General features: G+C 70.7%; 25 protein-coding genes. 6 read left to right on the top strand and 19 right to left on the bottom strand.

The features are described from left to right. The first annotated feature begins 28 nt into the window (after positions 1–28). Positions 29–1,234, top strand: coding sequence for an MFS transporter (locus ABT116_RS08570; protein WP_351629709.1), 1,206 nt, complete (start codon positions 29–31; stop codon positions 1,232–1,234). Here ABT116_RS08570 and ABT116_RS08575 read toward each other — a convergent pair. The 4 genes from ABT116_RS08575 to ABT116_RS08590 all read right to left on the bottom strand — a co-directional run bounded on the left by ABT116_RS08575 (position 1,231) and on the right by ABT116_RS08590 (position 4,347). Further along, positions 1,231–1,710, bottom strand: a complete 480-nt coding sequence (locus tag ABT116_RS08575; RefSeq protein WP_502983841.1) for a MarR family winged helix-turn-helix transcriptional regulator — start codon at positions 1,708–1,710, stop codon at positions 1,231–1,233. The two genes, ABT116_RS08570 and ABT116_RS08575, sit on opposite strands and share 4 nt — an antisense overlap. Positions 1,711–1,754: 44 nt before the next feature. Further along, positions 1,755–2,450 (bottom strand): hypothetical protein, encoded by a 696-nt coding sequence (locus tag ABT116_RS08580; RefSeq protein WP_351629711.1) that lies wholly within the window; start codon positions 2,448–2,450, stop codon positions 1,755–1,757. 469 nt (positions 2,451–2,919) lie between these two features. After that, positions 2,920–3,726 carry an SAM-dependent methyltransferase gene (locus ABT116_RS08585; protein ID WP_351629713.1) on the bottom strand — a complete coding sequence of 269 codons (807 nt, stop codon included), beginning with the start codon at positions 3,724–3,726 and terminating at the stop codon, positions 2,920–2,922. 126 nt (positions 3,727–3,852) lie between these two features. Further along, a complete protein-coding gene (locus tag ABT116_RS08590) occupies positions 3,853–4,347 on the bottom strand; it encodes a hypothetical protein (protein WP_351629715.1) in 495 nt (164 codons plus the stop codon). Positions 4,348–4,546: 199 nt separating this feature from the next. Here ABT116_RS08590 and ABT116_RS08595 point away from each other — a divergent pair, with 199 nt between their 5' ends. Further along, positions 4,547–5,776, top strand: coding sequence for a phosphorothioated DNA-binding restriction endonuclease family protein (locus tag ABT116_RS08595; protein WP_351629717.1), 1,230 nt, complete (start codon positions 4,547–4,549; stop codon positions 5,774–5,776). A gap of 55 nt (positions 5,777–5,831) precedes the next feature. Here ABT116_RS08595 and ABT116_RS08600 read toward each other — a convergent pair whose 3' ends face one another. Further along, positions 5,832–6,497 (bottom strand): polysaccharide deacetylase family protein, encoded by a 666-nt coding sequence (locus ABT116_RS08600; protein ID WP_351629719.1) that lies wholly within the window; start codon positions 6,495–6,497, stop codon positions 5,832–5,834. Between the two features lie 11 nt (positions 6,498–6,508). Next, on the bottom strand, positions 6,509–7,186 hold the full coding sequence (gene xynA / locus ABT116_RS08605; protein ID WP_351629721.1) for an endo-1,4-beta-xylanase XynA: 678 nt from the start codon (positions 7,184–7,186) through the stop codon (positions 6,509–6,511). A 303-nt stretch (positions 7,187–7,489) separates the two neighbouring features. On the opposite strand from xynA, the gene ABT116_RS08610 reads away from it, so the two are divergent. Further along, positions 7,490–8,086, top strand: a complete 597-nt coding sequence (locus ABT116_RS08610; RefSeq protein WP_351629723.1) for a DUF7010 family protein — start codon at positions 7,490–7,492, stop codon at positions 8,084–8,086. 15 nt (positions 8,087–8,101) lie between these two features. Here the strand turns inward: ABT116_RS08610 and ABT116_RS08615 are convergent, their stop codons facing one another. Both ABT116_RS08615 and ABT116_RS08620 read right to left on the bottom strand, forming a co-directional pair. Then, on the bottom strand, positions 8,102–8,350 hold the full coding sequence (locus ABT116_RS08615; protein ID WP_351629724.1) for a DUF7683 domain-containing protein: 249 nt from the start codon (positions 8,348–8,350) through the stop codon (positions 8,102–8,104). Continuing rightward, a complete protein-coding gene (locus ABT116_RS08620) occupies positions 8,350–8,730 on the bottom strand; it encodes a VOC family protein (RefSeq protein ID WP_351629727.1) in 381 nt (126 codons plus the stop codon). The genes ABT116_RS08615 and ABT116_RS08620 overlap by 1 nt, the downstream gene beginning before the upstream one ends. Positions 8,731–9,028: 298 nt before the next feature. Between ABT116_RS08620 and ABT116_RS08625 the strand changes: the two genes are divergently transcribed. Next, complete coding sequence (locus tag ABT116_RS08625) at positions 9,029–9,337, top strand: hypothetical protein (RefSeq protein ID WP_351629728.1); 309 nt, start codon at positions 9,029–9,031, stop codon at positions 9,335–9,337. A 14-nt stretch (positions 9,338–9,351) separates the two neighbouring features. On the opposite strand, the gene ABT116_RS08630 is transcribed toward ABT116_RS08625, so the two are convergent. Beyond that, positions 9,352–9,822: a hypothetical protein gene (locus ABT116_RS08630; RefSeq protein ID WP_351629730.1), complete on the bottom strand. Its 471-nt coding sequence runs from the start codon at positions 9,820–9,822 to the stop codon at positions 9,352–9,354. A gap of 162 nt (positions 9,823–9,984) precedes the next feature. Here ABT116_RS08630 and ABT116_RS08635 point away from each other — a divergent pair, with 162 nt between their 5' ends. Next, a complete protein-coding gene (locus tag ABT116_RS08635) occupies positions 9,985–11,226 on the top strand; it encodes a GNAT family N-acetyltransferase (RefSeq protein ID WP_351629731.1) in 1,242 nt (413 codons plus the stop codon). 16 nt (positions 11,227–11,242) lie between these two features. Here ABT116_RS08635 and ABT116_RS08640 read toward each other — a convergent pair whose 3' ends face one another. From ABT116_RS08640 to ABT116_RS08685, 10 genes are all read right to left on the bottom strand, one after another. Then, positions 11,243–12,265: a HEAT repeat domain-containing protein gene (locus ABT116_RS08640; protein WP_351629732.1), complete on the bottom strand. Its 1,023-nt coding sequence runs from the start codon at positions 12,263–12,265 to the stop codon at positions 11,243–11,245. Further along, on the bottom strand, positions 12,259–12,987 hold the full coding sequence (locus ABT116_RS08645) for a HEAT repeat domain-containing protein (protein WP_351629734.1): 729 nt from the start codon (positions 12,985–12,987) through the stop codon (positions 12,259–12,261). The genes ABT116_RS08640 and ABT116_RS08645 overlap by 7 nt, the downstream gene beginning before the upstream one ends. A gap of 221 nt (positions 12,988–13,208) precedes the next feature. Next, positions 13,209–13,433 carry a translation initiation factor IF-1 gene (infA, locus tag ABT116_RS08650; RefSeq protein WP_031047878.1) on the bottom strand — a complete coding sequence of 75 codons (225 nt, stop codon included), beginning with the start codon at positions 13,431–13,433 and terminating at the stop codon, positions 13,209–13,211. Continuing rightward, on the bottom strand, positions 13,430–14,224 hold the full coding sequence (locus ABT116_RS08655; protein WP_351629737.1) for a GNAT family N-acetyltransferase: 795 nt from the start codon (positions 14,222–14,224) through the stop codon (positions 13,430–13,432). Before ABT116_RS08655 ends, infA begins: the two co-directional genes overlap by 4 nt. 255 nt (positions 14,225–14,479) lie before the next feature. After that, a complete protein-coding gene (locus tag ABT116_RS08660; protein WP_351629740.1) occupies positions 14,480–15,814 on the bottom strand; it encodes a glycoside hydrolase family 68 protein in 1,335 nt (444 codons plus the stop codon). Positions 15,815–15,996: 182 nt separating this feature from the next. Then, positions 15,997–17,010, bottom strand: a complete 1,014-nt coding sequence (locus ABT116_RS08665) for a LacI family DNA-binding transcriptional regulator (RefSeq protein WP_351629742.1) — start codon at positions 17,008–17,010, stop codon at positions 15,997–15,999. Between the two features lie 127 nt (positions 17,011–17,137). Next, positions 17,138–18,166 carry a LacI family DNA-binding transcriptional regulator gene (locus ABT116_RS08670; RefSeq protein ID WP_351629745.1) on the bottom strand — a complete coding sequence of 343 codons (1,029 nt, stop codon included), beginning with the start codon at positions 18,164–18,166 and terminating at the stop codon, positions 17,138–17,140. A 77-nt stretch (positions 18,167–18,243) separates the two neighbouring features. Beyond that, positions 18,244–19,080, bottom strand: a complete 837-nt coding sequence (locus ABT116_RS08675) for an ATP-binding cassette domain-containing protein (RefSeq protein ID WP_104780092.1) — start codon at positions 19,078–19,080, stop codon at positions 18,244–18,246. Then, positions 19,077–20,090, bottom strand: coding sequence for an ABC transporter permease (locus ABT116_RS08680; protein WP_351629748.1), 1,014 nt, complete (start codon positions 20,088–20,090; stop codon positions 19,077–19,079). The genes ABT116_RS08675 and ABT116_RS08680 overlap by 4 nt, the downstream gene beginning before the upstream one ends. A 144-nt stretch (positions 20,091–20,234) precedes the next feature. Then, the gene (locus ABT116_RS08685; protein WP_351629750.1) at positions 20,235–21,251 is read right to left on the bottom strand and encodes a sugar ABC transporter substrate-binding protein; all 1,017 of its coding nucleotides are present in this window, start codon (positions 21,249–21,251) and stop codon (positions 20,235–20,237) included. Positions 21,252–21,502: 251 nt separating this feature from the next. Here ABT116_RS08685 and ABT116_RS08690 point away from each other — a divergent pair. After that, a partial coding sequence (locus tag ABT116_RS08690; RefSeq protein WP_351629753.1) for a PfkB family carbohydrate kinase occupies positions 21,503–21,988 on the top strand: 486 nt, incomplete at its 3' end.

The following is a 21,988-nucleotide window of genomic DNA, read 5'->3' on the forward strand; positions in this document are numbered from 1 at the left end:
GCGCACAGGCGCGTCGAAGACTCCGCGTATGCGCAGCTACCGCGAACTGTTCCGCACACCCGAGTTCAGCCCGTTCTTCCTGGCCGCGTCGGCCCAGACGGTCGCCCAGACCATGGGCGGACTCGCCCTGGGCGTCCTGGTGTACCGGGCGACCGAGTCACCGCTGCTGTCCGCGGTGAGCATGTTCGGCTCGTCGCTGGTGCAGGTGCTGGGCGCGACCTTCCTGCTCTCCGCCGCCGACCGGCTGCCCCCGCGCGCGGCCCTGACGGCCCTGCCCCTGCTCTTCGCCGCCGCCACCGCCGCCCTGGCCCTGCCCGGCCTGCCCGTCTGGACGATCTTCGTGATCGTCTTCTTCAAGGGGCTGGTGGAGTCCGTGGGTGGGGGAGTGCGCTGGGGCCTGCTCAACGAGATCCTCTCCAAGGACGGCTATCTGCTCGGCCGTTCGGTGTTCAACATGATGAGCGGCCTGATGCAGATCGCCGGCTACGCGACCGGCGGCGCCCTCGTGGCCCTGCTGTCCCCACGGCTGTCGCTGCTGGCGGCGGCTGCCCTGTACTTCCTGGCGGCCGCCGTCGTCCACCTCGGCCTGACCCGTCGCCCACCCCGTACGGCGGGCCGCCCCTCGGTGGCGGCGACCCGGCGCGCCAACGCGCTGCTCTGGTCCTCCCCGCCCCGCCGCCAGGTCTACTTGGCCCTGTGGATCCCCAACGGCCTGGTCGTCGGCTGCGAATCCCTCTACGTCTCCTACGCCCCCGACTCCGCCGGCACCCTCTTCGCCTGCGCCGCGCTGGGCATGCTCGCCGGGGACGTGCTGGTCGGCCGCGTGTTCCCACCGCGCCTTCGCCGCCGCCTGGGCTTCCCGCTCCTGCTGCTCCTGGCCGTTCCGTACGTGCCGTTCCTCCTGCACCCGGCGCTGCCGCTCGCGGCGGCCGCGGTCACGCTGGCCTCCGTGGGGTTCGGCGCGAGCCTGGTGCAGCAGGAGCGCCTGGTCGCCCTCACTCCCGACGGGCTCACGGGGCACGCTCTGGGGCTGCACTCGGCGGGGATGCTCACGATGCAGGGGGTGGCGGCGGCGCTCGCCGGGTCGGTGGCCCAACTGACGTCCCCCGCTACGGCGATGACGGCGATGGCCGTGGGATCGGCGGGGGTGACGTTGTCGCTGATGGGCGCGGGGAAGCGGGAGGAGTCCAGGGCGGTGGAAGTCCGTCGGCCGGCCGGCGACGGGACCCGCTAGTCGACGCCGGAGACCGGGACCTTCGCGGCTTGCGCGAACAATTCGGGGACCTCGTTGTCCACCACGACCCGTGACAGCAGGACGGCCAGCCGGTCCCGCTCGGCGCCGCTCAGCCCGGACGGCAGGGCCTCCACACGACGGCAGGTCTCGGCGTGGAACTTCCCGGCGAGCGCGGCGCCTTCATCCGTCAGAGCCACCCGCACGGCCCGTCCGTCGCGCGGGTCGGCCTCCCGCCGTACCAGTCCTCGCCGTACCGTCCGGTCCACCAGCCCGGTCAGACTCGACTTGGCCAGCCCGAGCATCTCGCCCAACTCGCTCATCCCGTACGGCCGGCCCAGCAGCACGCACAGCAACTGCCCCTGCTGCGGCGTAAGTCCGTACGCACGGCCGGCCTCCGCGTACACACCGTCGACCAGGAACGCCGTGCGCACCAGCGCGGCGACGACCCCCACCTGCCCGGCTGCCCCGTTCCCCATCGGGTCAGGGTACCGACCGGTAGGTCGCCGTGCGGGGCTGCGGGTCACTCCTCGTCCGGGGCCTCGCCCTCGATGAGGCGTTCGGCGATGTCGTCGGCCCACTCCTGAGCCCAGCGGCGCAGCGCGGCGACGGAGGAGGCGTCGACGCCGTGGACGGTGAACGCCCTGTCGTCGAGCCAGTCCGTGCCCGTCAGCCGGGCCTGGAGGTCGGTGAGGTCGAACGTGTCGGGGGCGTGGCGGCGGCCCAGTTCCTCGAGTTCGGGGTGGCTCCAGCGGGCCGAGGCGGCGTGCACGTCGACCAGGTCGCGTGCGAGCCCACGGTCGGCCAGGTCCCGGACCCGGGTGCCGACCAGGTCGTCGAGGGCGAGCGCCGGCCCGAGTTCCGTCGCCACGGGCGGGCGCCACAGCACCTCCTTGCGCAGGGCGACCTCGCACTCCGCGCCGCTCGGCGCGTCGGTCACGAGGAACTGGGCGGACAGCGGCCCGGCCTCCAGGGTCTGCACGAGCCAGCCGCGTCCGACCAGCCCGGTCCGGACGGCGTCCGCGATGACCTCCGTCGCCGCCGGGTGCTCGGTGGCCACGTCCACGTCCCGCCCGGCCCGCCCCACCAGCCCGTGCGCCAGCACCGCGTAGCTCCCGGCGAGAACGAGGGAGTAACCCCCACCCACCACCACCAGATCACCGAGCAACCGCCCGACGGGCTCGGGGAGGGGCTCGGCGACGGGGGGAGGGGCGGGCATGTCCTGATTATCGGGGCGGGGGAGACGAAGGACTGAGACGACCGGCCCGGACGGGTGAAACACGACACCGACCCCACCCAGGGTGACCGACTTGGACGGGCGACGCACGGCACCGGCCTCACCCAGGGTGACCGACTTGGACGGGCGACGGACGCTACCGGCTCCACCCAGGGGCGCGGGGAACTGCGCGACGAGCCCCCACGGCGCGGCACACGACGACGGCGGGACCTACGGCCTACGCCCCACCCTGACCGGCCCGGACGGGCGACGGACGGCACCGGTCCCACCCAGGGGCGCGGGGAACTGCGCGACGAGCCCCCACGGCGCGGCACACGACGACGGCGGGACCTACGGCCTACGCCCCACCCTGACCGGCCCGGACGGGCGACGGACGCTACCGGTCCCACCCAGGGGCGCGGGGAACTGCGCGACGAGCCCCCACGGCGCGGCACACGACGACGGCGGGAACCTACGGCTTACGCCCCACCCCGCAGTAGGCGTCAACGGCGGCACCGGAACCCGCACCGGCGCCCGCGGAACCCTCCGGCCGCCACTCGGGAACCCTCACCACTCCCGGCTCCACCATCTCCAGCCCCTCGAAGAACCCGGCGATCTCGGCGACCGGCCGCACGTAGTACGGCACCGCCCCACTCGCGTTGTACGCCTCCGACGCGGCGATCATGCCCTCACTGGTCGCGGTGCTGTCGCTGATCACCAGGTGGCTGCCGGCCGGAAGCCCGGCCATGAGCTGCCGCACCAGCTCGCGCGCCCGCTCGTAGTCGGCGACGTGACCGAGCGTGTTGAGGATCATCAGGCCGACCGGCCGGGACAGGTCGAGCGTGCCGGCGGCGGCCTTCAGGACCGCCTCCGGGTCGTACAGGTCGGCGTCCAGGTACGCGGTCCTGCCCTCGGGGGTGCTGGTGAGCAGCGCGTTGGCGTGGGCCAGCACGATGGGGTCGTTGTCGACGTAGACGATCCGGGAGTCCGGGGCGACGCGCTGGGCCACTTCGTGCGTGTTGTCGGCGGTGGGCAGCCCGGTACCGACGTCCAGGAACTGCCGTACGCCCTGCTCACCGGCCAGATGTGTGACGGCCCGCCCCAGGAACCGGCGGCTCGTGACCGCCACGTCGATGAGCCCCGGGAAGATCGACTTGATCTGGTCGCCGATCTCGCGGTCGACCTCGTAGTTGTCCTTGCCGCCGACGAAGTAGTTCCAGAAGCGGGCCGAGTGCGGCTTGGAGGTGTCGATGCGGTCACGCAGGCTGTCGTCGGACACGGCGGGGCCTCCTGGGGGGTGGGGAAGGGGGACCGGTCCACCAACCTAGGGGAACTTCCCGACAGGGCAGGGCCGTTGCCCTTCCCCGCAGCGGTCCGCCGTGGTGTTTCGGCCACGGCCCCGCGGCTACACCCCGCGGGAGGCGACACCGCCCATTTCTCCGCCACCGAACCCGCCCTCGTGCCCGTGGCGCTGGGTGACCAGCCAGAAGGACCACGCCAGGGACCACAGCAGCAGCCCGGCGGCGATCGGCGTACCGAAGATGATCAGCAGCCCGGCTCCGATGTTCGCTCCGATGCCCCCCGCGGTCAGGATCCGCCACCCCACACCGGCCATCAGCCCGAGCGCCACCAGCGGCCCGAGCACGCCCCACCAGCGCTGGTCCATCGCCCCGCGCAGCGAGGCCCGCACGAGCACCGCCGCACCGCCCACCGCCAGCACCAGCGCGAGCCCACCGGCGACCGCGGCCACGCCGTCCCCGATGTCCCACGGCTGAAACGCGTAGTCGAGCTCACTGGCCGGCAGCCCGGCGTAGTTCTGCTGCCCCATCAGTCCCCAGGCGGCCACAGGCACACCACCGACAAGCGCGGCTCCGGCCGCAACGATTCCCCGATTCCTCATACACCCAGGATCGGGGGGCGGCGGGGGCCCGTCATGAGCACGCGTACTCAAGTACGTCGCACACCAGCGCGCGCATCCGCAGCCCGTGCGTCCGAGGGGACGGCGAGTTCGGCTCGGCCGGCGATGCCGCCGGGCGGGCACTGAGAAGGCTCTCGTCGAGGCCCCTGCGCTGTCAGTCCCGTCGCGTAGGGTTCCCGCCATGGCACTCTCGGACATATCGCGCGTCGAGATCGAGAAGGCGATCGAGGAGTGTGACCGGCTCGGGCGGGACGCCTTCCTGAAGACGTACGGGTTCCGGCGTGCGCGTCGCTACGTGCTGGTGCACGAGGGCAGGCGGTACGACTCCAAGGCGATCGTCGGCGCGGCACACGGCTTCCTGCCGGGCGAACGCCCCCTGACGCCCGACACACCGGGTTTCTCCGGCGGAGCGGAGCACGCTGCCCGCCGGCTCGAGCGCCTCGGTTACGACGTCGTCGACGGGCCGGGGGCGGGCGGGCCGGCCCACGACGAGCTGATCCACCGCATCACCCACCTGCAGGTGAACCGCTCGGCGAGCCACCGGGCCCTGTACAAGCCGATCGCGCTGCTGTGGGCCATGGGCCGAGCACTGCGGGGCGAGCCCCGGCTCCTCCCCTGGACCGAGACCGAGGCAGCCCTCAAGCTCCTGCTGCAAAGGCACGGGCTGAGGGGTGAACGGCCGCGCCCGGACTACCCGATCGCGTCCCTGCACCGGGACGGCGTATGGGAGTTGCGGGAGTACACCGACCCGGTGACCACCGCTCACGGGGACGCGAGGGTGAAGCGCTGGTTCACCACGAACCAGCCCCTCGGCGGCCTCGCCGAGCCCGTGTACGACCTGTTCCGGCACTCCACCGTGACGCGTCTGGCCGTCCTCGACGAACTCGTGGGCACCTTCTTCGAGGACCTCGACGCAGCCCCGCTCCTCACCGAGGTGGGCCTGGACGACGTCGACCCGGCCGAACCGCGCACCGGGTCCGGCCGCGCACCGGAGCGTTGGCTCCTCACCGCGGCCGAGTACGAGCGTGGCTGCACGTTCGTCGAGGAACGGGAAGCACAGACCCACGGCCGCCGCCGCACCGGCACCACCCACCGTCCGGTCCGCTCCCGCACCGCCCGCTATCTGGTCCTGAGCCGCAGCCGGGGCCGCTGCGAGAACCCCGACTGCACGGGCCAGCCGGCCGATGTGACCGACCACGACCACCCGATCCTGGAAGTCGACCACGTCGTCGACCTCACCCGGGGCGGCCGCGACCACCCGAGCCAGATGGTGGCTCTCTGCCCCAACTGCCATGCCGTCAAGACCCGAGGGCGCACCCGGGAGGCGCTGCGCGAGACTCTGCTCAGGGTGGCGTCGGAGCGGCATGCGGCGAGCGGTGGTGCAGGGGCTGCCCCCGGGCAGCCCCTCTAGGATCCTCCAGACCGCCCTGTGGCGCGACGGCGTCGGGTGCCGTCGCGCCGTGTGCTCACGTCGGGGCCACCGCGCGGCCCGTCTGCGGAGAGATCGTTCCCGCGCACAGGCCTCGGGAGGTCAGGGTCCGGGCGATGCGGGGGATGGCGGCGACGGTGTTGGCGGGCCCGTCGTGCATCAGGATGATCTGGCCGTTGGTGAGGCGGGCGGCGGACTGGACGATCGCGTCGGTGCTCGCGCCGTTCCAGTCCTGTGAGTCGACGTGCCAGATGATCTCGGTCAGGCCGTACCGGGCCGCGACCGACTTCACCGTCGCGTTGGTCTCCCCGTACGGCGGGCGGAACAGCTTCGGCGTGCCCCCTCCCGCGTTGGCGATGGCCTGCTGGGTGCGGGCGATCTCGGAGTCGATCTGTGCCTGGCTCAGCCGGGTCAGGTGCGGGTGGGTGTAGCTGTGGTTGGCGACCCACATGCCGGCCGCCACCTGCGCCCGGACCAGGGACGGGTTGGCCGCCGCGGACTGCCCCGTGTTGAACATCGTGGCCCGCAGCCCGTTCCGGCCGAGCGCGTCGAGCAGCTTCGTCGTGTTGCCGGAAGGGCCGTCGTCGAAGGTGAGCCCGACGTAGCCGGTGCAGGCGGCGGCCCGCGCAGGGGCGGCGGTCGAGGCCGTGACGGTCGTGACGGTGAGGGCCGCGGCCGCCACCGTCACGAGCACGGCCGGCATCGGCCTCGTCCTCAAGGCCCCACCCTGATGCTGGAGTTGCCGCTGCTCCGGTAACCCTCGGTCGCCATGATCATGTAGTACTTGAAGTTGCCCAGCGGCATCCCGGCCCGGGCCCACGCGTCGAAGTGGTTGCCCGCCGTGATGGTGCCGCCCGTCCGCTTCGACTGCCGTACGCTCCAGTACTGGTCGAAGGTTCGTACGCCCTCGACGGACGGGGCGTTGTACCGCGTCGTCTTGTAGATGTCGTACGTACCGCCGTCGCTGGTGACGGTGCCCTTGTAGGTGCCGGTGGGCCGGTAGGTGCCCCAGTTGTCGACGATGTAGTACTCGACGAGCGGGTTCGCCGTCCAGCCGTACAGCGTCAGGTAGGCGTTGCCGGACGGGTTGAACGTGCCGGAGTACGTCACGGTGCGGCGGGCCCCGGTGCTCCAGCCCTTGCCGGCGACGAAGTTCCCGGTGTTGCGCCATGAGGTGCTGTAACTGCCGCCGGAGGACAGGGTCATGGAGACCGTGCCCGGCGCGTCCGTCCAGAACGAGTAGTAGTAGCCGTTGTTGGTGCCCGTCTGGTTCGTGGTGACGACGGTGTCGGCGTGCGCGGTGCCCGGCATGGTGAGCGCCGCGGCCGCGACCAGCAGCATGGTGCAGGTGCTGCTGATGAGCAGCCGGAAGCGGCCTGGTGACTTCTTCATGGGGGTGCTTCCTCCTCGTCCGAGTGGGGTGGGTCGACGGGGGAGCTCTGTCACCGGGGAGTGTTGGCCGGGCCCTTCCAACTGTCAATGCTTTCGACGCCGGTTGCGAAAGGTTCGCAAAATCGTCGATGCGAGTTGCTCTGAATTACCGCTGTTCAGAGGGGGTTTATGGTTGCGACGAGATGATCTCCTGCGATGCGCAGCCCTGACGGCATCGAACCCTGAACCCCACTCTTCGAATGTTTCGAGGGGTTCAGGGGTAATTCCACGTCACGCCGGGGCCGGCCCCTGTACTCTCCGCGGGTGACCTCGACGTCCGCCGCGACACCCGCCACGCCGTCCGACAAGGACGCCGAGTGCCTCGCCCTCACCCGGGGTCTGCGCCGCCGCGGCGTGCTGGTGCTCTCCCTGTTCGCCCTGCTGTGGGCCGTGGCGGCGGCCTCCGGGACCGGTTCGGCGACGGATGCCGTGCCGCTCTGCATCGAGGCGGCGGCGCTGCTGCTCACCGCGGCGGCGATCCACCTGGGGTATCGCAAGGACGCCGCGCCCTCGCCCCGGATGGTGAACCTGCCCGCCAACTGGGTGCGTGGTGTGGGAATCGTCAACACCGTCGAGCTCGTGGCGGTCTTCGCCGTCATCGCCGCGTCCAACGCCGCGGGCCGGCCCGAGGCCGTCCCCGCCGGCATCGCCCTCGTCGTGGGCCTGCACTTCTTCCCGCTCGCCCGGCTGTACGACCAGTGGCAGTACCGGTGGACGGCGGCACTGCTGACGGCCGTCGCGGTCGCCGGGTTCGCCCTCGTCGCGTACGGCCTCGCGAGCGAGACCGTACGGGTCGTGGTGGGCCTGGGCAGCGCACTGGTGTTGTGGGCCTCCTCGTACCACCTGGCGCTGCGCGGTTAGGTTCCGCCCACGGGCCTACTCGGCCGCGTAGGCCCCCGTCAGGTAGTCCAGCTCGGGGCTGGGCGGCCCGCAGTGGAGGATCGCGTCCACCGCCGGCCACACCTCGACCGGCACGGGATAGCAGTGGATCATCCAGGGATCGTCGGCATCCGGCGTGATCACCTCTCGCAACAGCAGAAGCTGTTCACGGCTGATGGGGTGCTCGACCTGCAAGGTGTCGTCGGCCTTGCTGAACCCCTCCAGGACCCAGACGGTGTGTGTCATCAGAGCGGGCCGAGGCGGGCCTTGAGGAGGCAGAACTCATTGCCCTCGGGGTCCATGAGAACGTGCCACTGCTCCTCGCCGGTCTGACCGATGTCGGCCGGGCGCGCCCCGAGCTTCAGGAGGCGTTCGAGCTCGGCGTCCTGATCGCGGTCGGTGGCGTTGACGTCGATGTGCAGCCGGGACTTCCCGGCCTCCGGCTCGTCCCTGCGGCTGAGGATGATCGTCGGCTGCGGGCCGCCGAACCCTTCGCGCGGGCCGATCTCGAGGGTGCCGTCGTCCTCGCGGTCGAGTACGACGAAGTCCAGGACCTCGCACCAGAATCGCGCCAGCAGCTCGGGGTCACGGCAGCCGAGCACGAGTTCACTGATACGACATGCCATGGACGAAACCCACTCTCAGTGTCGGAACAGCCGGGGCCATCACGCGCGGAGCTCTCGAGCCGCCCGCAGCAGGAACGCGCTCGTGACCGTACCGGGCGGCGCGAGCCGGTGCGAATGTTTTTCGGTACGTGCCGCCGTCCGTTTCCGGAAGTGATGGGCGAAGTCGACGACATACCGCACACCCAACATGCGTACGGAAATCCGTTCTTGCCCGGAATTCCCGGATCGACTCCAATGATGTCGACCGACCGTCGACTCCCTGTTCGCTGAACGACGAGGCAAAGGTGAGTGAGTGCACATGGCGGATTCCGAGCGGGAACGGGAACCCGGCGCTGTCGAGAAGGAGATCTACGGAAGGATCGGCGACGCGATAGGTGCTGCCAGCGGCGATGGCACGGGACTCCTGGGCAAATTGTGGGGCCGCGCGATAGAAGAGGTGGCGGCAAACCCCAAGCGGTTCAACCGCAACGTCGCCACATACGGCACGCTTCCGGGATCCGGCCAGATGATGCTGGTGGTCAAAGCGATGGACGACATGGAAGAGCGCCGACGCAACGACGAACGGCAACAGGAGCAGACGCCGAAGAAAAACAAGAAAAAGAAGTGACCGGCCGGGCCCGGTCACGCCTCCAGGGCGGCCAGATCGTCGCGGAGGACCACGCGAGCCGCCCGGGTCGCGTCTCCGTGGGTCTGCCGGGCGGCGTCGTACTCCTCGGACGTGAGCGTGGACCCGGACGCGAGTTCTTCGCGTATCCGACGCAGCGAGTGGTACGACGCGTCGATCGCCGCTGTCACGTCGGCGCTCGCCGTCAGGACGAGCCGCTCCCGCGCTTCGTCGCACCCTGAAGCCTGGAACGCCTGACGGATCTTGGCCGCCCTGATCTGCGGGTCCGTGTGGTTCTCCTCGGCGATCAACCGCATGGCCTCGTGCGCCCTGCGAAGTGCCACCAGACAGTCCGCGTACATGGCCCGGCGGTCCTGCAGCCTGTTGTCCCTGACGGTCCGTCGCCACCGCAGATGCTCACCGGCCAGCGTCGCGCCGACACCGAGCACCGCTCCCAGTGCCGTCCCCACGAGAGTCACCCATTCCACGCGGTGGATCGTGCCATACGGAGACTCGCTCCGGGGCGCATCGCGACGCTCAACCGGACCGGTCCCGACGGTAATTCGCTTGCCCGGACCACGGGCCGACGCTGCACTGTGGCCAGACACCACGCGTCGTGGTGCGGGTATCCCGAGGAGGCCGCAGCAGCAATGGAGATCCGTCCCACGACCGACCAGGACCTCGACGTCTTCGTCGACACCGTTCATGCCGCGTTCGGGCGCTTCCCGGAAACCCCGGTCGAGGGCGGCGGGCTCTGGTGGTCGGCGCTCGAAACGGACCGCTGCCTACTCGCCCTGACGGCGGACGGCCGGCCCGTCGGCACCGCCGCCACGCACTCCTTCGAGCTCACCCTGCCCGGTGGGTCCCTCGTCCCGGCCCCCGGGGTGACCGCCGTCGGCGTCCTGCCCTCGCACCGGCGCCAGGGCGTACTCACCGCACTGATGCGGCATCAGCTCGCCGAACTGCGGGCCCGCGGGGAGCTGCTGTCCGTGCTGCTGGCCTCCGAGGCCTCGATCTACGGCAGGTTCGGCTACGGACCGGCGACCTACACGGCGCAGCTGACGGTGCCGCGCCACGAGGCCGCCCTCTCCGCGCCCCGGGGCCGCGAACTGGCCGACGAGCCGGCAGCCGGCCCGGGCGACGGCCCGGACAGCGGCTCGGTCGAAGTGCTGCGAGGGGCCGACTGCGGCGGGATCCTGGAAGAGGTCTACGACCGGTACCGCCGCGCCCAGCCCGGCGCGCTGTCCCGGCCGCACCGCTGGTGGGCCCTGCGGGCGGGGCAGCCCCCGATCTCTCCGGAGCCGCGCTACATCGCTGTCCACCGCGACGCCGACGGAGTCCCGGACGGGTACGCCAGCTACTCGATCGAGTCCGGCACCCTGACGGTCGACGAGACCATCGCCACCGACGACGCCGTCTTCACGGCCCTGGCCCGTTTCGTACTCGAACACGACCTGGTCTCCCAGATCGTGTTCAAGCACCTCCCGCCCGAACACCCGCTGCGCCGGCAGCTCGCGGACTTCCGTGCCGGTCAGGTGAGCGGCGACATGGACTGGCTCTGGGTGCGACTGCTGGACGTCCCGCGTGCGCTGACCGCGCGCGGCTGGTTCACGGACGGCGAGCTCGTCCTCGACGTCCACGACCCGTTCCTCGGCGAACGCGACCGCCATCTGCTGACCGTCCGCGACGGCAAGGCCGACTGCGCCCCGACGGACCGGAAGCCCGACCTCTCCCTGGACATCCGCGACCTGGGCTCGGTCTACCTCGGCGGCACGGCCCCGAGCACGCTCGTGCGCGCCGGACACATCCGGGCCCACCAGCCGGACGCGGCCACCCTCGCCGACACGCTCTTCCGGGCCGAGCGCTCCCCGCACTGCCTGCACTGGTTCTGACGTCGTCTCACAGAGGTCAGCGGTTGTCGAGGTAGCGCTCCTTGAGAACTTCGACGAGGGCGGTGGCGACGAGGGCGACATCGCTGTCGTCGTCGTGGGTCAGTTGGCGCAGGACCTTCCGCGCGGTTGTTCCCGCGAGCTCGACCAGTGCTTGGGCGAGGCGGATCCGTGTCGCGGAGTCCGCGGTGGGGGCGGCCAGTTCGTCCACCAGGGCGGTCGTGATCAGGTCCGTGCACCCGGGGTCCAGGGACAGAGTTCCCAGAACCTCTGTCGCGTCCACGTCGTTGGAGCCTTCCACCACCATGCTGACGAGCGTGGGCACGGCAGCGACCACGCCCTGCCTGCCCAGCGCCAGAGCAGCGTGCCTGCGCACGGTCGTGTCCGGGTCCCCGAGAGCGTGCGCGAGCACCTCGACCGCGCCCGGAGCCTCGGGCATCCCGGCGATCGCCAGCACCGCACGCCGCCGGATACCGGCGTCCTCCGAGTTCGTGGCGGCGCGCAGCGTCGCCACGCCGTCGCCGCCCGATCGCGCGAGCGCCCAGCGCAGGGCGCCTGCGACGTGCGGGTCGGATTCGGTCAGAACCGCCTCGGCCAGCAGTTCGGCGGGGACCGACGCGTTCTCCGGCGGGGCCAGGACGGCCTGTTGTCTGCGCGCGGCACTGGTCGAGGTGAGTTCCCGCAGGAGTTCGACGATGCGCAGCACTTCCTGCCAGTCGGTGGGCGTCGATGCGTCGATCGCACGGAGCCGCTCGAGCAGTTCCTTCTCCCGTGCCAGGCGGTCCTCCGTCTGCCGGATGAGGTCACTGACCAGGGCGGACGGGGTGAAGGCCGGGTCCTCCAGCGCGCGCCCGATCTGTTTGAGCGAGAGCCCGAGGGACCGCAGGCTCTCCACGTGGAAGATCCTGCGGACATCCGCGGCGGAGTACTCGCGGTAGCCACCGACAGTGCGCCCTGTGGGCCGCACCAACCCCAGGGCGTCGTAGTGCCGGAGCATCCGGGCGCTCACCCCGGAGCGGCGGGCCACATCGCCGATCAGCAATCCGCCCCCTCCGCCTCTGCGGCCTCCCTCGGCTGGGCCGTCGCCGCGGGCCCGCCCGTCTCCGAGGTCTCGATGGCTGCCGACGCAGCCTCGGCAGCAGCTCGTTCCTCGCCGAGTGCGACCACGCGCTTCGCCTCGTCGATGGCCTCGTCGAAGCCGGTCTCCGGGTTCTGCCGGAGAAGTTCGGTGGCACGGGCGTGCGCGGCCACCGCGAGGTCGGAACTCCCCGCGGCCCTCGCCAGCGGGGGCTCGGTGGCCTCACCGAGGTCGACCAGGGCCCGGCTCAGACTCAGCTGCACAGCGCGGTCGCCACGGCCGAGCTGCAGGACCAGATCGGCTGCGAGGTCCTTCTCCTCGCCCTCGGGCACCAGGACGACCGCGACGCGCCACGCAGTCCGCGCGACCTCGTCGTCGGCGTCCCGCAGCATGTCGCGGGTGATCCATACCCACGTGCTCTTGTCGCCGACTTTGGAAAGTGTGTGCAGTGCCTGGCTGCGGGCCCGGGGCCGCTCGGAGTCGAGCTCCCGGCGGATCCGGGGCAGGGTTACCTCCGGCGGGAGACGGGTCAGCGCCCAGGACAGCATGTCCCGTACGAAGAAGTCCGGCTCGACCGCGCACCGTTCGACGAGCGTGTCCAGGAACACGGGATCGGGGTTCGAGCCGACCGCCAGGGCCGCCCGGAGCCGGACCGACGAGTCGTCGGCGCTCAGGGCGTCGGTCACACGGGTGTTCTGCGGGGTCGTGTTGATCGGGACCACCTCCTGCGCCCAAGTGAAGACCTTGTCACCGTGTCAGGGTCAAGCGCGTGACCGGCGACCTACGTCCGAGCCGCCACCCGAGTCCCGGCCACGGGAAGCCCGTGACCGGAAGCCCGAGGTCAGCCACCGCTACGGCCGGGACCCCCGACTCCGGGTGCCCCTGCCGGCGAAGTGGCCGCAGGCGGCTAGTTCCGGTACCGGAACACGATCCGTCCGCGCGTCAGGTCGTACGGCGGGAGCTCCACCAGTACCCGGTCCTCCAGCATGATCTTGATGTAGTTCTTGCGGATCTTCCCGCTGATGTGCGCGAGCACCTGATGGCCGTTCTCCAGCTCCACGGTGAACATGGCGCTGCGCAGGCACTCGACGACCCTGCCCTCGACCTCGATGACGTTCTTGTTCCTCGTCATCGGACCAGCTCCAGGTTGCTGCTCATCGGCCGGGCGCCGACGCCCTCGAACAGCGCCGTGGCCGCGTGGTTGGACTCGTGGACCTCGGTCCAGGCCGCGGTGAACCCGGAGCGGTGCGCCGTCACCAGCGCATGGGCCAGCAGGGCCCGCGCGATGCCGCGGCGCTGCTCGCCGGCCCGGACCGCGACCAGCCCGATGCGCGGCCGAATCGCCGTCACCACCCGGATCAGCCCCAGGTAGCGGTCCGGCGCCGCGGCCACCGCGTACTTCGACGGGTCGACGACGGTGTCGCCCTCGGTGCGGGGCATCACCTCCGCGGGCATCGACTGCCACCACCCGGCAGTCGCCTCGACTTCGTCCCGGATCGCGCGGTCCACCTCCCGCAGCAGACCCTCGTCCGCCTGACCGGCGGGCACGATCGTCACGCCCGAAGGCGGCCGGACCCCTTCGAGCCCTGTGACCCGAGGGTCGGTCGGTACGGCGTACTCCCACTCGCGGCGCCGGACCGTGAAACCGGCCCGCCGCCAGCCGGCCGTCAGCTCGGCGTCCGCTTCGTCGACCACCGTGTACAGCGGCTCCGGCAGGTGCGCCACCATCACCTCGGCGAGCCGGTCGAAGGCGACGTCGTGCCAGGCGTCGATGCTGACGAACAAGCGGCCGTCGGGCCGGTGGTGGGCATGCCCGCGGCCGACCACCAGGTCGTCGTCCAGTGCGTGCCATTGCCGGTACGCGACGCGCGTGATCGTCACCGCGTTCTCGCTCAGGCCGGATGCGTAAGGTTTTGTGTCCATCGGAGTCTCCCTCCCAGGAGTGCCTCGATCTCAGGCGCTCCGGGCGACACCGAACGTCAGCCGCCGGACCGTGACGGGTTGAGGGAGCGCCCACGGGTAACTGCGTTCACGGGGCTCACCTCCCTACGTCGACTTCACGGTCCGACCGGGACCGTAGCAGCGGGCCGCCGCCGCGCTCAAAGCCTTTTTCCGCGGCGGTCATGGAAAGGGGGCGGCTGATCGAACCAGCCGCCCCCTGACTCCGCTCAGGCGGGCTTACGGAATGTAGCCGTAGTCCAATTGACCGGCCAGCCTCGTCCTGTCGTCCTTCAGGGACAGCACGAGCGTGCGTGCGAGGGTGCCGCCGAAGCGGGTCCCGCCGTCGGCGGTCGGGACCGTGTCGATGAAGCTCTCCACGAGTCCGTTGGGCATCACGTAGTGCGAGTACTGCTGTGTCGGGGCGTCCTCGGGGTTGCCCAGCACCAGCGCGCTGCCGTTGAGCGGCCGGTAGTCGCTGCGCAGCCCCGGGCCGACGAACCCGTAGAGGCCGTCCCAGCCGCTCAGCCCCGGCGCGAACGTGAACTTGTGGCTGATCGTGAACAGGTAGTACTTGCCGCCGCGGATGATCAGGTGCGGCCGTTCGGTCTGCTGGTTCACGCAGTTGGCCGAGAGCAGCGGGGGCTGGAGCTTCCAGTCCTCCATGTTGTCGCCGGTGGCCGTGGCCAGCCCGATGTTGCCCGTGTAGTACTTCGAGTCCTCCGGCACCTCGTGGCCGGCCGGGAGGTCGCCCAGGTCACGCTTGGTGCCCTGGTACGAGCCCGCGGTACCGCCCGTGTTGCCCTCGAACAGCAGGTGGACCTTGCGGTCCCGCGGGTCGCGGAAGACGAACGGGTCGCGGAAGGCGTAGATGATCGGGCCTTGTTGCGACTGCTCGAGGGTCTGGTACATCTTGCCGTCGGCCTCGGCGATGATGCGGTGGTCCCGGAAGCCGGAGAACCACACGCGGTTCTTGTCCGCGTGGATCTTGCCGGTCGCCTGCGCCAGACGCTGCAGCGCGTCGCTGGGGTCGACCCCGCCGTTGTCGCGCCCGGAGGCGGTGTAGAAGGACTGCACCTTGTCGCCGATGAGCGCCGTCGAGCCGGCCCACTCACGTGAGCCGAACGAGGTGCCGGCCGGGAACAGGTCGCCGCCGTACTTCCAGCTCTTGGCGTCACGCGAGTAGAAGTAGCCGATCTTCGCGTACCAGTGCCGGTCGCCGAACGGCACCGAGCGCGGGGCCGTCAGCGAGAAGATGACGTGCCAGCCCTTGTAGGTGGCGGTCCGGGTGCTGAGCTTGGTGAGCGGCCAGGTGTCCCACACCCACACCTTGTCGGTCATCACCGGGAAGTCGGGTGACACGCGGGGGGCGGTGTTGGTCCTGTCCTGCCGGAGTTTCAGGGCGTCCGCGCGGGACCAGACGGCTGTGTGGTCGTCGTCGGCGGTGTACTGCCGTGTGCCTGTCCTGGACACCTCGTGGGGGGAGGCGGAAGCGGGAGTGATGATGCCGCTCAGCGTCGCGAAGGCTGCCAGACCCGTCGCCAGCCGGAGCACCGCTCGTCTTGCTCTGTACATACGTCACCCTTGGGGGGAAGAGGGAACGAATGGAAGCTTTGGAGCCGGTTCCATGGCTGACGCTACCTCAGGTTTGCGGGAAAAGGGTGAACTTGTGGGGTGAAAGTTTACGTACGAGCGGTAATCGGTTTCGCGCCATGGAAGTTAATGGAAGCCGATCCAGCGTCGTCGGGCAGTGTGGATCAGGCTCCAGCGGCGGCCGTCGTATGCCGGGGCACGAGCTCCAGTTCCAGCATCTGCTCGACGGGGTCGCCGAGGGGCCGGCCGATGCGCTCCAGCAGCAGGCGCGCGGCGATGTCGCCGCTGGTGCGCAGGGGCTGGCGTACCGTGGTCAGCCCGACGTAGGCGGCCACGTCGAGGTCGTCGAAGCCGACCACGGACAGTTCCCGGGGGACCCGCACGCCCGCCGAGCTCGCCGCTTCGATCACCCCGAGCGCCCGGGTGTCGGACGCGGTGACGATCGCGGTCGGAGGCTCCGCAAGGGCCAGCAACTCGTCGGTGAGGCGGTGCGCCACCGCGCGGCCGTGCGGTCCGACGCGGACGTACCGCTCCTCCAGCGCGAGGCCGTACGCCTTGAGCGCCAGCTCGCAGCCCTCGCGCCGCCGGGCGCTCGCGCTGAAACGGAAACGGTCGTCGGCGACATCGCCCATGAACGCGATGCGCCGATGGCCGAGTTGCAGCAGATGACGCGTCGCCAGCATGCCGCCGCGCACGTCGTCGATCACCACACGCGGCAGGTCCGGGTGCTCACAGTCCAGCAGCACCGTGGGCAGACCGGCCCGTGCCAGTTGCTCCGCTTCGTCGTCGGTGGGAGCGAGCGAGATCGCCAGCAGCCCGTCGAAGCGGTCCCCGGCCGCCACCGCCCGGTACTGATGATCACGCTGGTCCGGTGTGGCCACGTCGAGCAGAGTGAGGTCGTGGTCGCTGCCGTGCAGCACGTGCGAGATGCCGCGCAGCCGCTCGACGACCGACGGCTCGGTGGCGAAGGGCGCGATGACGGCGATGCTCTGGGTGCGTCCCGTGGACAGCGCGCGAGCGCGCCGGTTGGGCCGGTAGTCCAGGTCCCGAATCACCCGCAGCACCCGCTCGCGGGTGTCCTCGCTGACGTTCCGGCTGTCGTTCAGGACGCGCGAAACCGTGCCGACGCCCACCCCGGCCCGGGCCGCGACATCGCCGATGGTCGCCCGTTCTCCCACGGCCGTACAGTACCCGAACTCGCAGAATTAGCTGCCCTGCACACATTTCCGGGTGCTCGGTGCCGGCCGGCCCCTCAACTGCTCTTCCGTCCAGGGCCGCACCGCTCGTGGGAGGCGCTTCGGTCCGTCAGCGACCGCCGTCCCGGATGCGTTGCTCCCCCGAGCCACGGACGACCAGCCGGGTGGGCACGGTGATCGTGCGGGCCCGGGAGCGGTCGCCGTCGAGCCGGGCCAGCGCGGTGGTCGCGGCGCTGCGGCCGATGTCCTCGGGGGACTGGGCGACGACGGTGAGGGCCGGTTCCAGCGCTTCGGCGAGGGCCACGTCGTCGAAGGCCACGACGGCCACGTGTTTGCGTTTGCTGCGGGCGAGTTCGGCGACGATGCCGAACGCCATGATGTTGTTCCCGGCGAACAGGGCCGTGGGGGGATCGGGCAGTTCGAGGAGCTGAGCCGTCACGGCCTCCGCCCCCTGCTGATCGTGCGCACTGACGATCAGCGACCGGTCGTAGGGGATGTCGGCCTCCTGCAAGGCGGCCCGGTATCCGGCGAGGCGCTCGCGGCGGGTGTACAGCTTGACCGGAAGGTCGCCGACGAACCCGATGCGCCGGTGCCCGTGGGCGATCAGGTGGGCGACGCCCTCCTGGGCCCCCGCACGGTTGGAGCTGACGACGCTGTCCGTGGACAGGCCGACCCCCGGCCGGTCGAGGAAGACGACGGGCAGTCCCGCCGTACGGTGCGACTTGAGGTCGGAGTGGTCCGCGCCGACGGACGGAACGACGATCAGGACGCTGACACGCCGTGCGAGGAACTGAGCCGTCAGGGCGCGTTCGCGCTCGGGGTCGTCCGCGGACGAGCCCATGAGCAGCGTCAAGCCGCGGTCCCGGACGGTGTCCTCGATACCGCGGGCCACGGCTCCGAAGAAGGGGTTGGCCAGGTCGGGGATGACCAGCCCTATGGTCGTGTCGGGACCGCCGACGCGGATGTTGCGGGCCATGAGGTTCGGCTGGAAGCCCAGCTTGGCGACAGCGGCGAGTACCTGCTCCCGCGTCCGAGCCGAGGCGGGCCCGTCCTCATTGAGGACTCGGGAGACCGTCTTGGCGCTGACACCCACTTCTCGGGCGACATCGGCCAAGGTGGGTCTGCGGCTCGCTGCCATGGAGTAAACCGTCTCCTGGATGCTCCCCGTTCCGGGCCGCGGCCTCGGCCGGAACATGCGAGAGCGGGGTTGCGCTGTCAGGTGGCCTGTACTCCGGCGGCCTTCGCGGCCTCGGAATCCGCTACGACAGTATCTCCGGCCTCGTCGACGGTGAGCGCGCCCGTCATGATGGCCACGACCTCCGCCATGGAGTAGTCGGACGGCTTGATCACGGCGGCGCGCCGGCCCAGCCGGTGGACGTGGATCCGGTCGGCGATCTCGAAGACGTGCGGCATGTTGTGGCTGATCAGGACGACCGGCATGCCCTTGTCGCGGACGCGGCGGATCAGGTCGAGGACCTGGCCGGACTCCTTGACGCCGAGGGCGGCGGTGGGTTCGTCCATGACGACGACGCTGCGGGCCCAGGCGACGGCGCGGGCCACCGCGACGGCCTGCCGCTGCCCGCCGGAGAGGGTCTCGACGGCCTGGGTCAGCGAGCGCAGGCCGATCTTCAGGTCGGCCATGTGCTCGGCGGCCTCCTGACGCATGCGCTTCTTGTCGAGCATGCGGAAGGCGCTGCCGAGGATGCCCGGGCGGCGCAGCTCGCGGCCGAGGAACATGTTCGAGGCGATGTCCATGGACGCCGCCACGGCGAGGTCCTGGTACACCGTCTCGATGCCGTGGGCGCGTGCGCTCTGCGGGCCGGAGAACTGGATCGGCTCGCCGTTCAGGCGTATCTCGCCCTCGTCCGGCACCACGGCCCCGGTGAGGGCCTTGATGAGGCTGGTCTTGCCGGCGCCGTTGTCGCCGATGACGGCGAGGACCTCGCCGGGCAGCAGGTCGAAGTCGGCGCCGTCGATGGCGGTGACCTGGCCGTAGCGCTTGACGAGACCACGAGCCTGCAGCACGGGGGTCTCGGTGGTGGTCGTGGTCATCGGGCCTTCCTCCGGGAGATCTGGTCGACGGTCACCGCGAGGATCACCAGGACCCCGGTGATCAGGGTCTGGTAGATCGAGGCGACGCCCATCAGCTGGAGCCCGTTGCGGAAGACGCCGACGATGAGGACGCCGATGAACGTGCCCAGGACCGAGCCGCGTCCGCCGAAGAGGCTGGTGCCGCCGAGCACCACGGCGGTGATGCTGTCGAGGTTGTCGGTCTGCCCGGCCTGCGGGTCACCGACGCCGGTGCGGGAGATGAGCAGCAGAGCGGCGATGCCGTACAGCACACCGGCCGCGGTGTAGACGCCGATGGTCAGCCGGGAGGTGCGGATGCCGTTCAGCCGCGCCGCTTCCGGGCTGTTGCCCAGCGCGTAGACGTGCCGGCCCCAGCCGGTGCTGCTCAGCGCGTAGGCGAGGAGGAGGAACAGGGCGATGGTGACCAGCGAGCCGTAGGTGATGTCGGTCTTGCCGAGCGGGAAGGTCTGCCCGAGGGCCGTCAGCGGGCCGGGCAGGTTGCTGACCGTCTGCTCCTCGGAGTAGATGTGCGTCAGCGCGAACGCCACGTTGAGCATGCCGAGGGTGACGATGAACGGCGGCAGCGGGATCTTCTGCACGAGTGCCCCGTTGAGCATGCCGAAGCCGCCGCAGACGACCAGGCCCAGCGCGATCGCGGCGAGCGGTGGCAGGGAGCCCTCGGCGGCCATCTTCGCGATCACGATGCTGCCGAACGCCATCACCGCTCCGCAGGACAGGTCGATGCCCGCGGTGAGGATGATGAGTGTCTGGCCGATGGCCAGCGTGCCGACGACCATGACCTGCTGGACGATCAGCGAGAAGTTCCCGCCGGTGAGGAACTGGTCGGTCGAGACGGAGAAGAAGACACAGGCCAGGAGGAGGGCGATCAGCGGGCCGGTGGTCGGCTGGGTGAGCAGTCTGCGGGCCGTGGTCGGCGCTTTGAGGTCGGAGTACGGCGTGGACGTGGAGGGTGGCGTGGACGTGGCAGTCATGCGAGGTCCTTGTCGGAAGACAGAAGTCCTTGTCCGTCCCTTTGGGGCGGCAGGAGGACGAGGAGGCGGCCGTCCCCGGTCGGGGAGGAGGGGCCGGCCGCCCCGCCCAGGGGTGTCGAACGGTGTCAGCGGGGAGCCGGCGGCTCAGCCCCAGCAGTTGTCCAGGCCGTAGGCGGTGTCCTTGGAGTCGACCCCGTCCTGCGCCTTGTCGGTGATCAGGGTGACTCCGGTGTCCGTGTAACCCGACGCCTTCTTGCCGTCCTTGGCGTACGTCACGACGGCCTTGACGCCCTCGGCGGCCATCTTCAGCGGGTACTGCTGCGAGGTCGCGGCGATCTTGCCGTCCTTGACGGCCTTGGTGCCGGTGCAGCCGCCGTCGACCGAGACGATGAGGACGTCCTTCTCCCGGCCCTTGGCCTTGAGCGCGGTGTACGCGCCCAGGGCGGCGGGCTCGTTGATGGTGTAGACGACGTTGATGCCGGGTTCCTTCTGGAGGCAGTTCTCCATCGCCGTCTGGCCCTTGGACTGGTCGCCGCCGGTGTCCTGAGCACAGGCGACGTCCTTGTCGGTGGCGCCGAAGCCCTTGAGGAACCCGTTGTGCCGCTGGACGCCGACGGACACACCCGGCGCGAGGTCGAGGGCGGCTATCTTCGCGGTCTTGCCCTTCATCGCGGCCTTGGCGTACTCGCCGATCAGCTCACCGGCCTTGAGGTTGTCGGTGGCGAAGAGGGCGTCGACCGCGCTCTGCGGCTCCGTCGGGGTGTCCAGGGCGATGACCAGGACGCCCTTGGCCTTGGCCTTCTCGATCGCGGGCACGATCGCCTTGGAGTCGCTCGGGGTGATCAGGATGCCCTTCACGCCGGCGGCGACCATGTTCTCGATCGCGGTGACCTGCCCGGCGTTGTCTCCGTCGAACTTGCCGGCCGCGGTCATGAGCTTGACGCCTTCGGCCTTCGCGGACTTCTCCGCGCCCTCCTTCATCTTGACGAAGAACGGGTTGGTGTCCGTCTTGGTGATCAGACCGACCTTGACCTCGCCCGAGCCGGTGCTCGTGCTGCCCGATCCCGATCCGGAACCACAGGCGGTCAGGGCGAGCGCCGCGACACCCGTGCAGGCAGCGGCTCGGAGCAGTGAGGAGGGCAGACGAGAGGTGCGTGACATGAACGACTCCTGCGGGATGTCGGGCGGGTGGCCGGCAGCGGGGCCTGCCGTCCCGCGATGTCAACGATGACTGATGTCATCGTTGACACTGCTTGGCGAGGATGATGGACTCCGCTCACCGGCAACGTCAATGCCTTGCACTCGTCACAAATCGGCAACGCCCCTCGGCGGCCGCCCGCCCCGAAGCCGCTCGTCGGCATGCCCGGGTCATGCCCGTTTGCGCTCCGCGCGTCCCCAGAGAAGAGCAGCCCATGAGCCCGAGCCAGATCACCGTCCTCGGTGAATGCGTCGCAGACGCGTTCACCGAACCCGCACCCGCCCGGAACGAACTCGCCCTGCGCGTCCTGCCGGGCGGCGGGCCGGCCAACACGGCGGTGGCCCTGGCACGCCTGGGCACCCCGGCCCGCTTCCTCGCACGGCTGTCCGGCGACGTGTTCGGCCGCCTCTTCCGGGCCCACCTCACGGCATCCGGCGTGGACCTCTCGCACGCCGTGGAGGCCGCCGAGCCCAGCACGCTCGCCGTCGCCGAACTGGACGCCCGGGGCCAGGCCGCGTTCTCCTTCCACGCCCAGGCCACCGCCGACTGGCAGTGGACGAGCGCGGAGCTGGCCGGGGTGGACCTGGCCGACACCGCCTGTGTGCACACCGGGTCGCTGGCCCTGGTCAGGGAACCGGGAGCGGCGGTGGTGGAGGACTTCCTGGCAGCGGCCGCTCCCCGGGCCACCATCAGCATCGAC

The organism is Streptomyces sp. NPDC002130 (genome assembly GCF_040296465.1).
Lineage (GTDB): Bacteria > Actinomycetota > Actinomycetes > Streptomycetales > Streptomycetaceae > Streptomyces.

Coding starts and splice junctions, on each gene's coding strand:
- ABT116_RS08570 (WP_351629709.1), top strand. CDS start 29: ATGCGCAGCTACCGCGAACTGTTCCGCACACCCGAGTTCAGCCCGTTC.
- ABT116_RS08685 (WP_351629750.1), bottom strand. CDS start 21,251: ATGTCACGCACCTCTCGTCTGCCCTCCTCACTGCTCCGAGCCGCTGCC.
- ABT116_RS08615 (WP_351629724.1), bottom strand. CDS start 8,350: ATGACACACACCGTCTGGGTCCTGGAGGGGTTCAGCAAGGCCGACGAC.
- ABT116_RS08670 (WP_351629745.1), bottom strand. CDS start 18,166: ATGGCAGCGAGCCGCAGACCCACCTTGGCCGATGTCGCCCGAGAAGTG.
- ABT116_RS08590 (WP_351629715.1), bottom strand. CDS start 4,347: ATGAGGAATCGGGGAATCGTTGCGGCCGGAGCCGCGCTTGTCGGTGGT.
- ABT116_RS08625 (WP_351629728.1), top strand. CDS start 9,029: ATGGCGGATTCCGAGCGGGAACGGGAACCCGGCGCTGTCGAGAAGGAG.
- ABT116_RS08655 (WP_351629737.1), bottom strand. CDS start 14,224: ATGGACACAAAACCTTACGCATCCGGCCTGAGCGAGAACGCGGTGACG.
- ABT116_RS08595 (WP_351629717.1), top strand. CDS start 4,547: ATGGCACTCTCGGACATATCGCGCGTCGAGATCGAGAAGGCGATCGAG.
- ABT116_RS08635 (WP_351629731.1), top strand. CDS start 9,985: ATGGAGATCCGTCCCACGACCGACCAGGACCTCGACGTCTTCGTCGAC.
- ABT116_RS08620 (WP_351629727.1), bottom strand. CDS start 8,730: ATGGCATGTCGTATCAGTGAACTCGTGCTCGGCTGCCGTGACCCCGAG.
- ABT116_RS08600 (WP_351629719.1), bottom strand. CDS start 6,497: ATGCCGGCCGTGCTCGTGACGGTGGCGGCCGCGGCCCTCACCGTCACG.
- ABT116_RS08680 (WP_351629748.1), bottom strand. CDS start 20,090: ATGACTGCCACGTCCACGCCACCCTCCACGTCCACGCCGTACTCCGAC.
- ABT116_RS08575 (WP_502983841.1), bottom strand. CDS start 1,710: ATGGGGAACGGGGCAGCCGGGCAGGTGGGGGTCGTCGCCGCGCTGGTG.
- ABT116_RS08675 (WP_104780092.1), bottom strand. CDS start 19,080: ATGACCACGACCACCACCGAGACCCCCGTGCTGCAGGCTCGTGGTCTC.
- ABT116_RS08660 (WP_351629740.1), bottom strand. CDS start 15,814: ATGTACAGAGCAAGACGAGCGGTGCTCCGGCTGGCGACGGGTCTGGCA.
- infA (WP_031047878.1), bottom strand. CDS start 13,433: ATGACGAGGAACAAGAACGTCATCGAGGTCGAGGGCAGGGTCGTCGAG.
- xynA (WP_351629721.1), bottom strand. CDS start 7,186: ATGAAGAAGTCACCAGGCCGCTTCCGGCTGCTCATCAGCAGCACCTGC.
- ABT116_RS08580 (WP_351629711.1), bottom strand. CDS start 2,450: ATGCCCGCCCCTCCCCCCGTCGCCGAGCCCCTCCCCGAGCCCGTCGGG.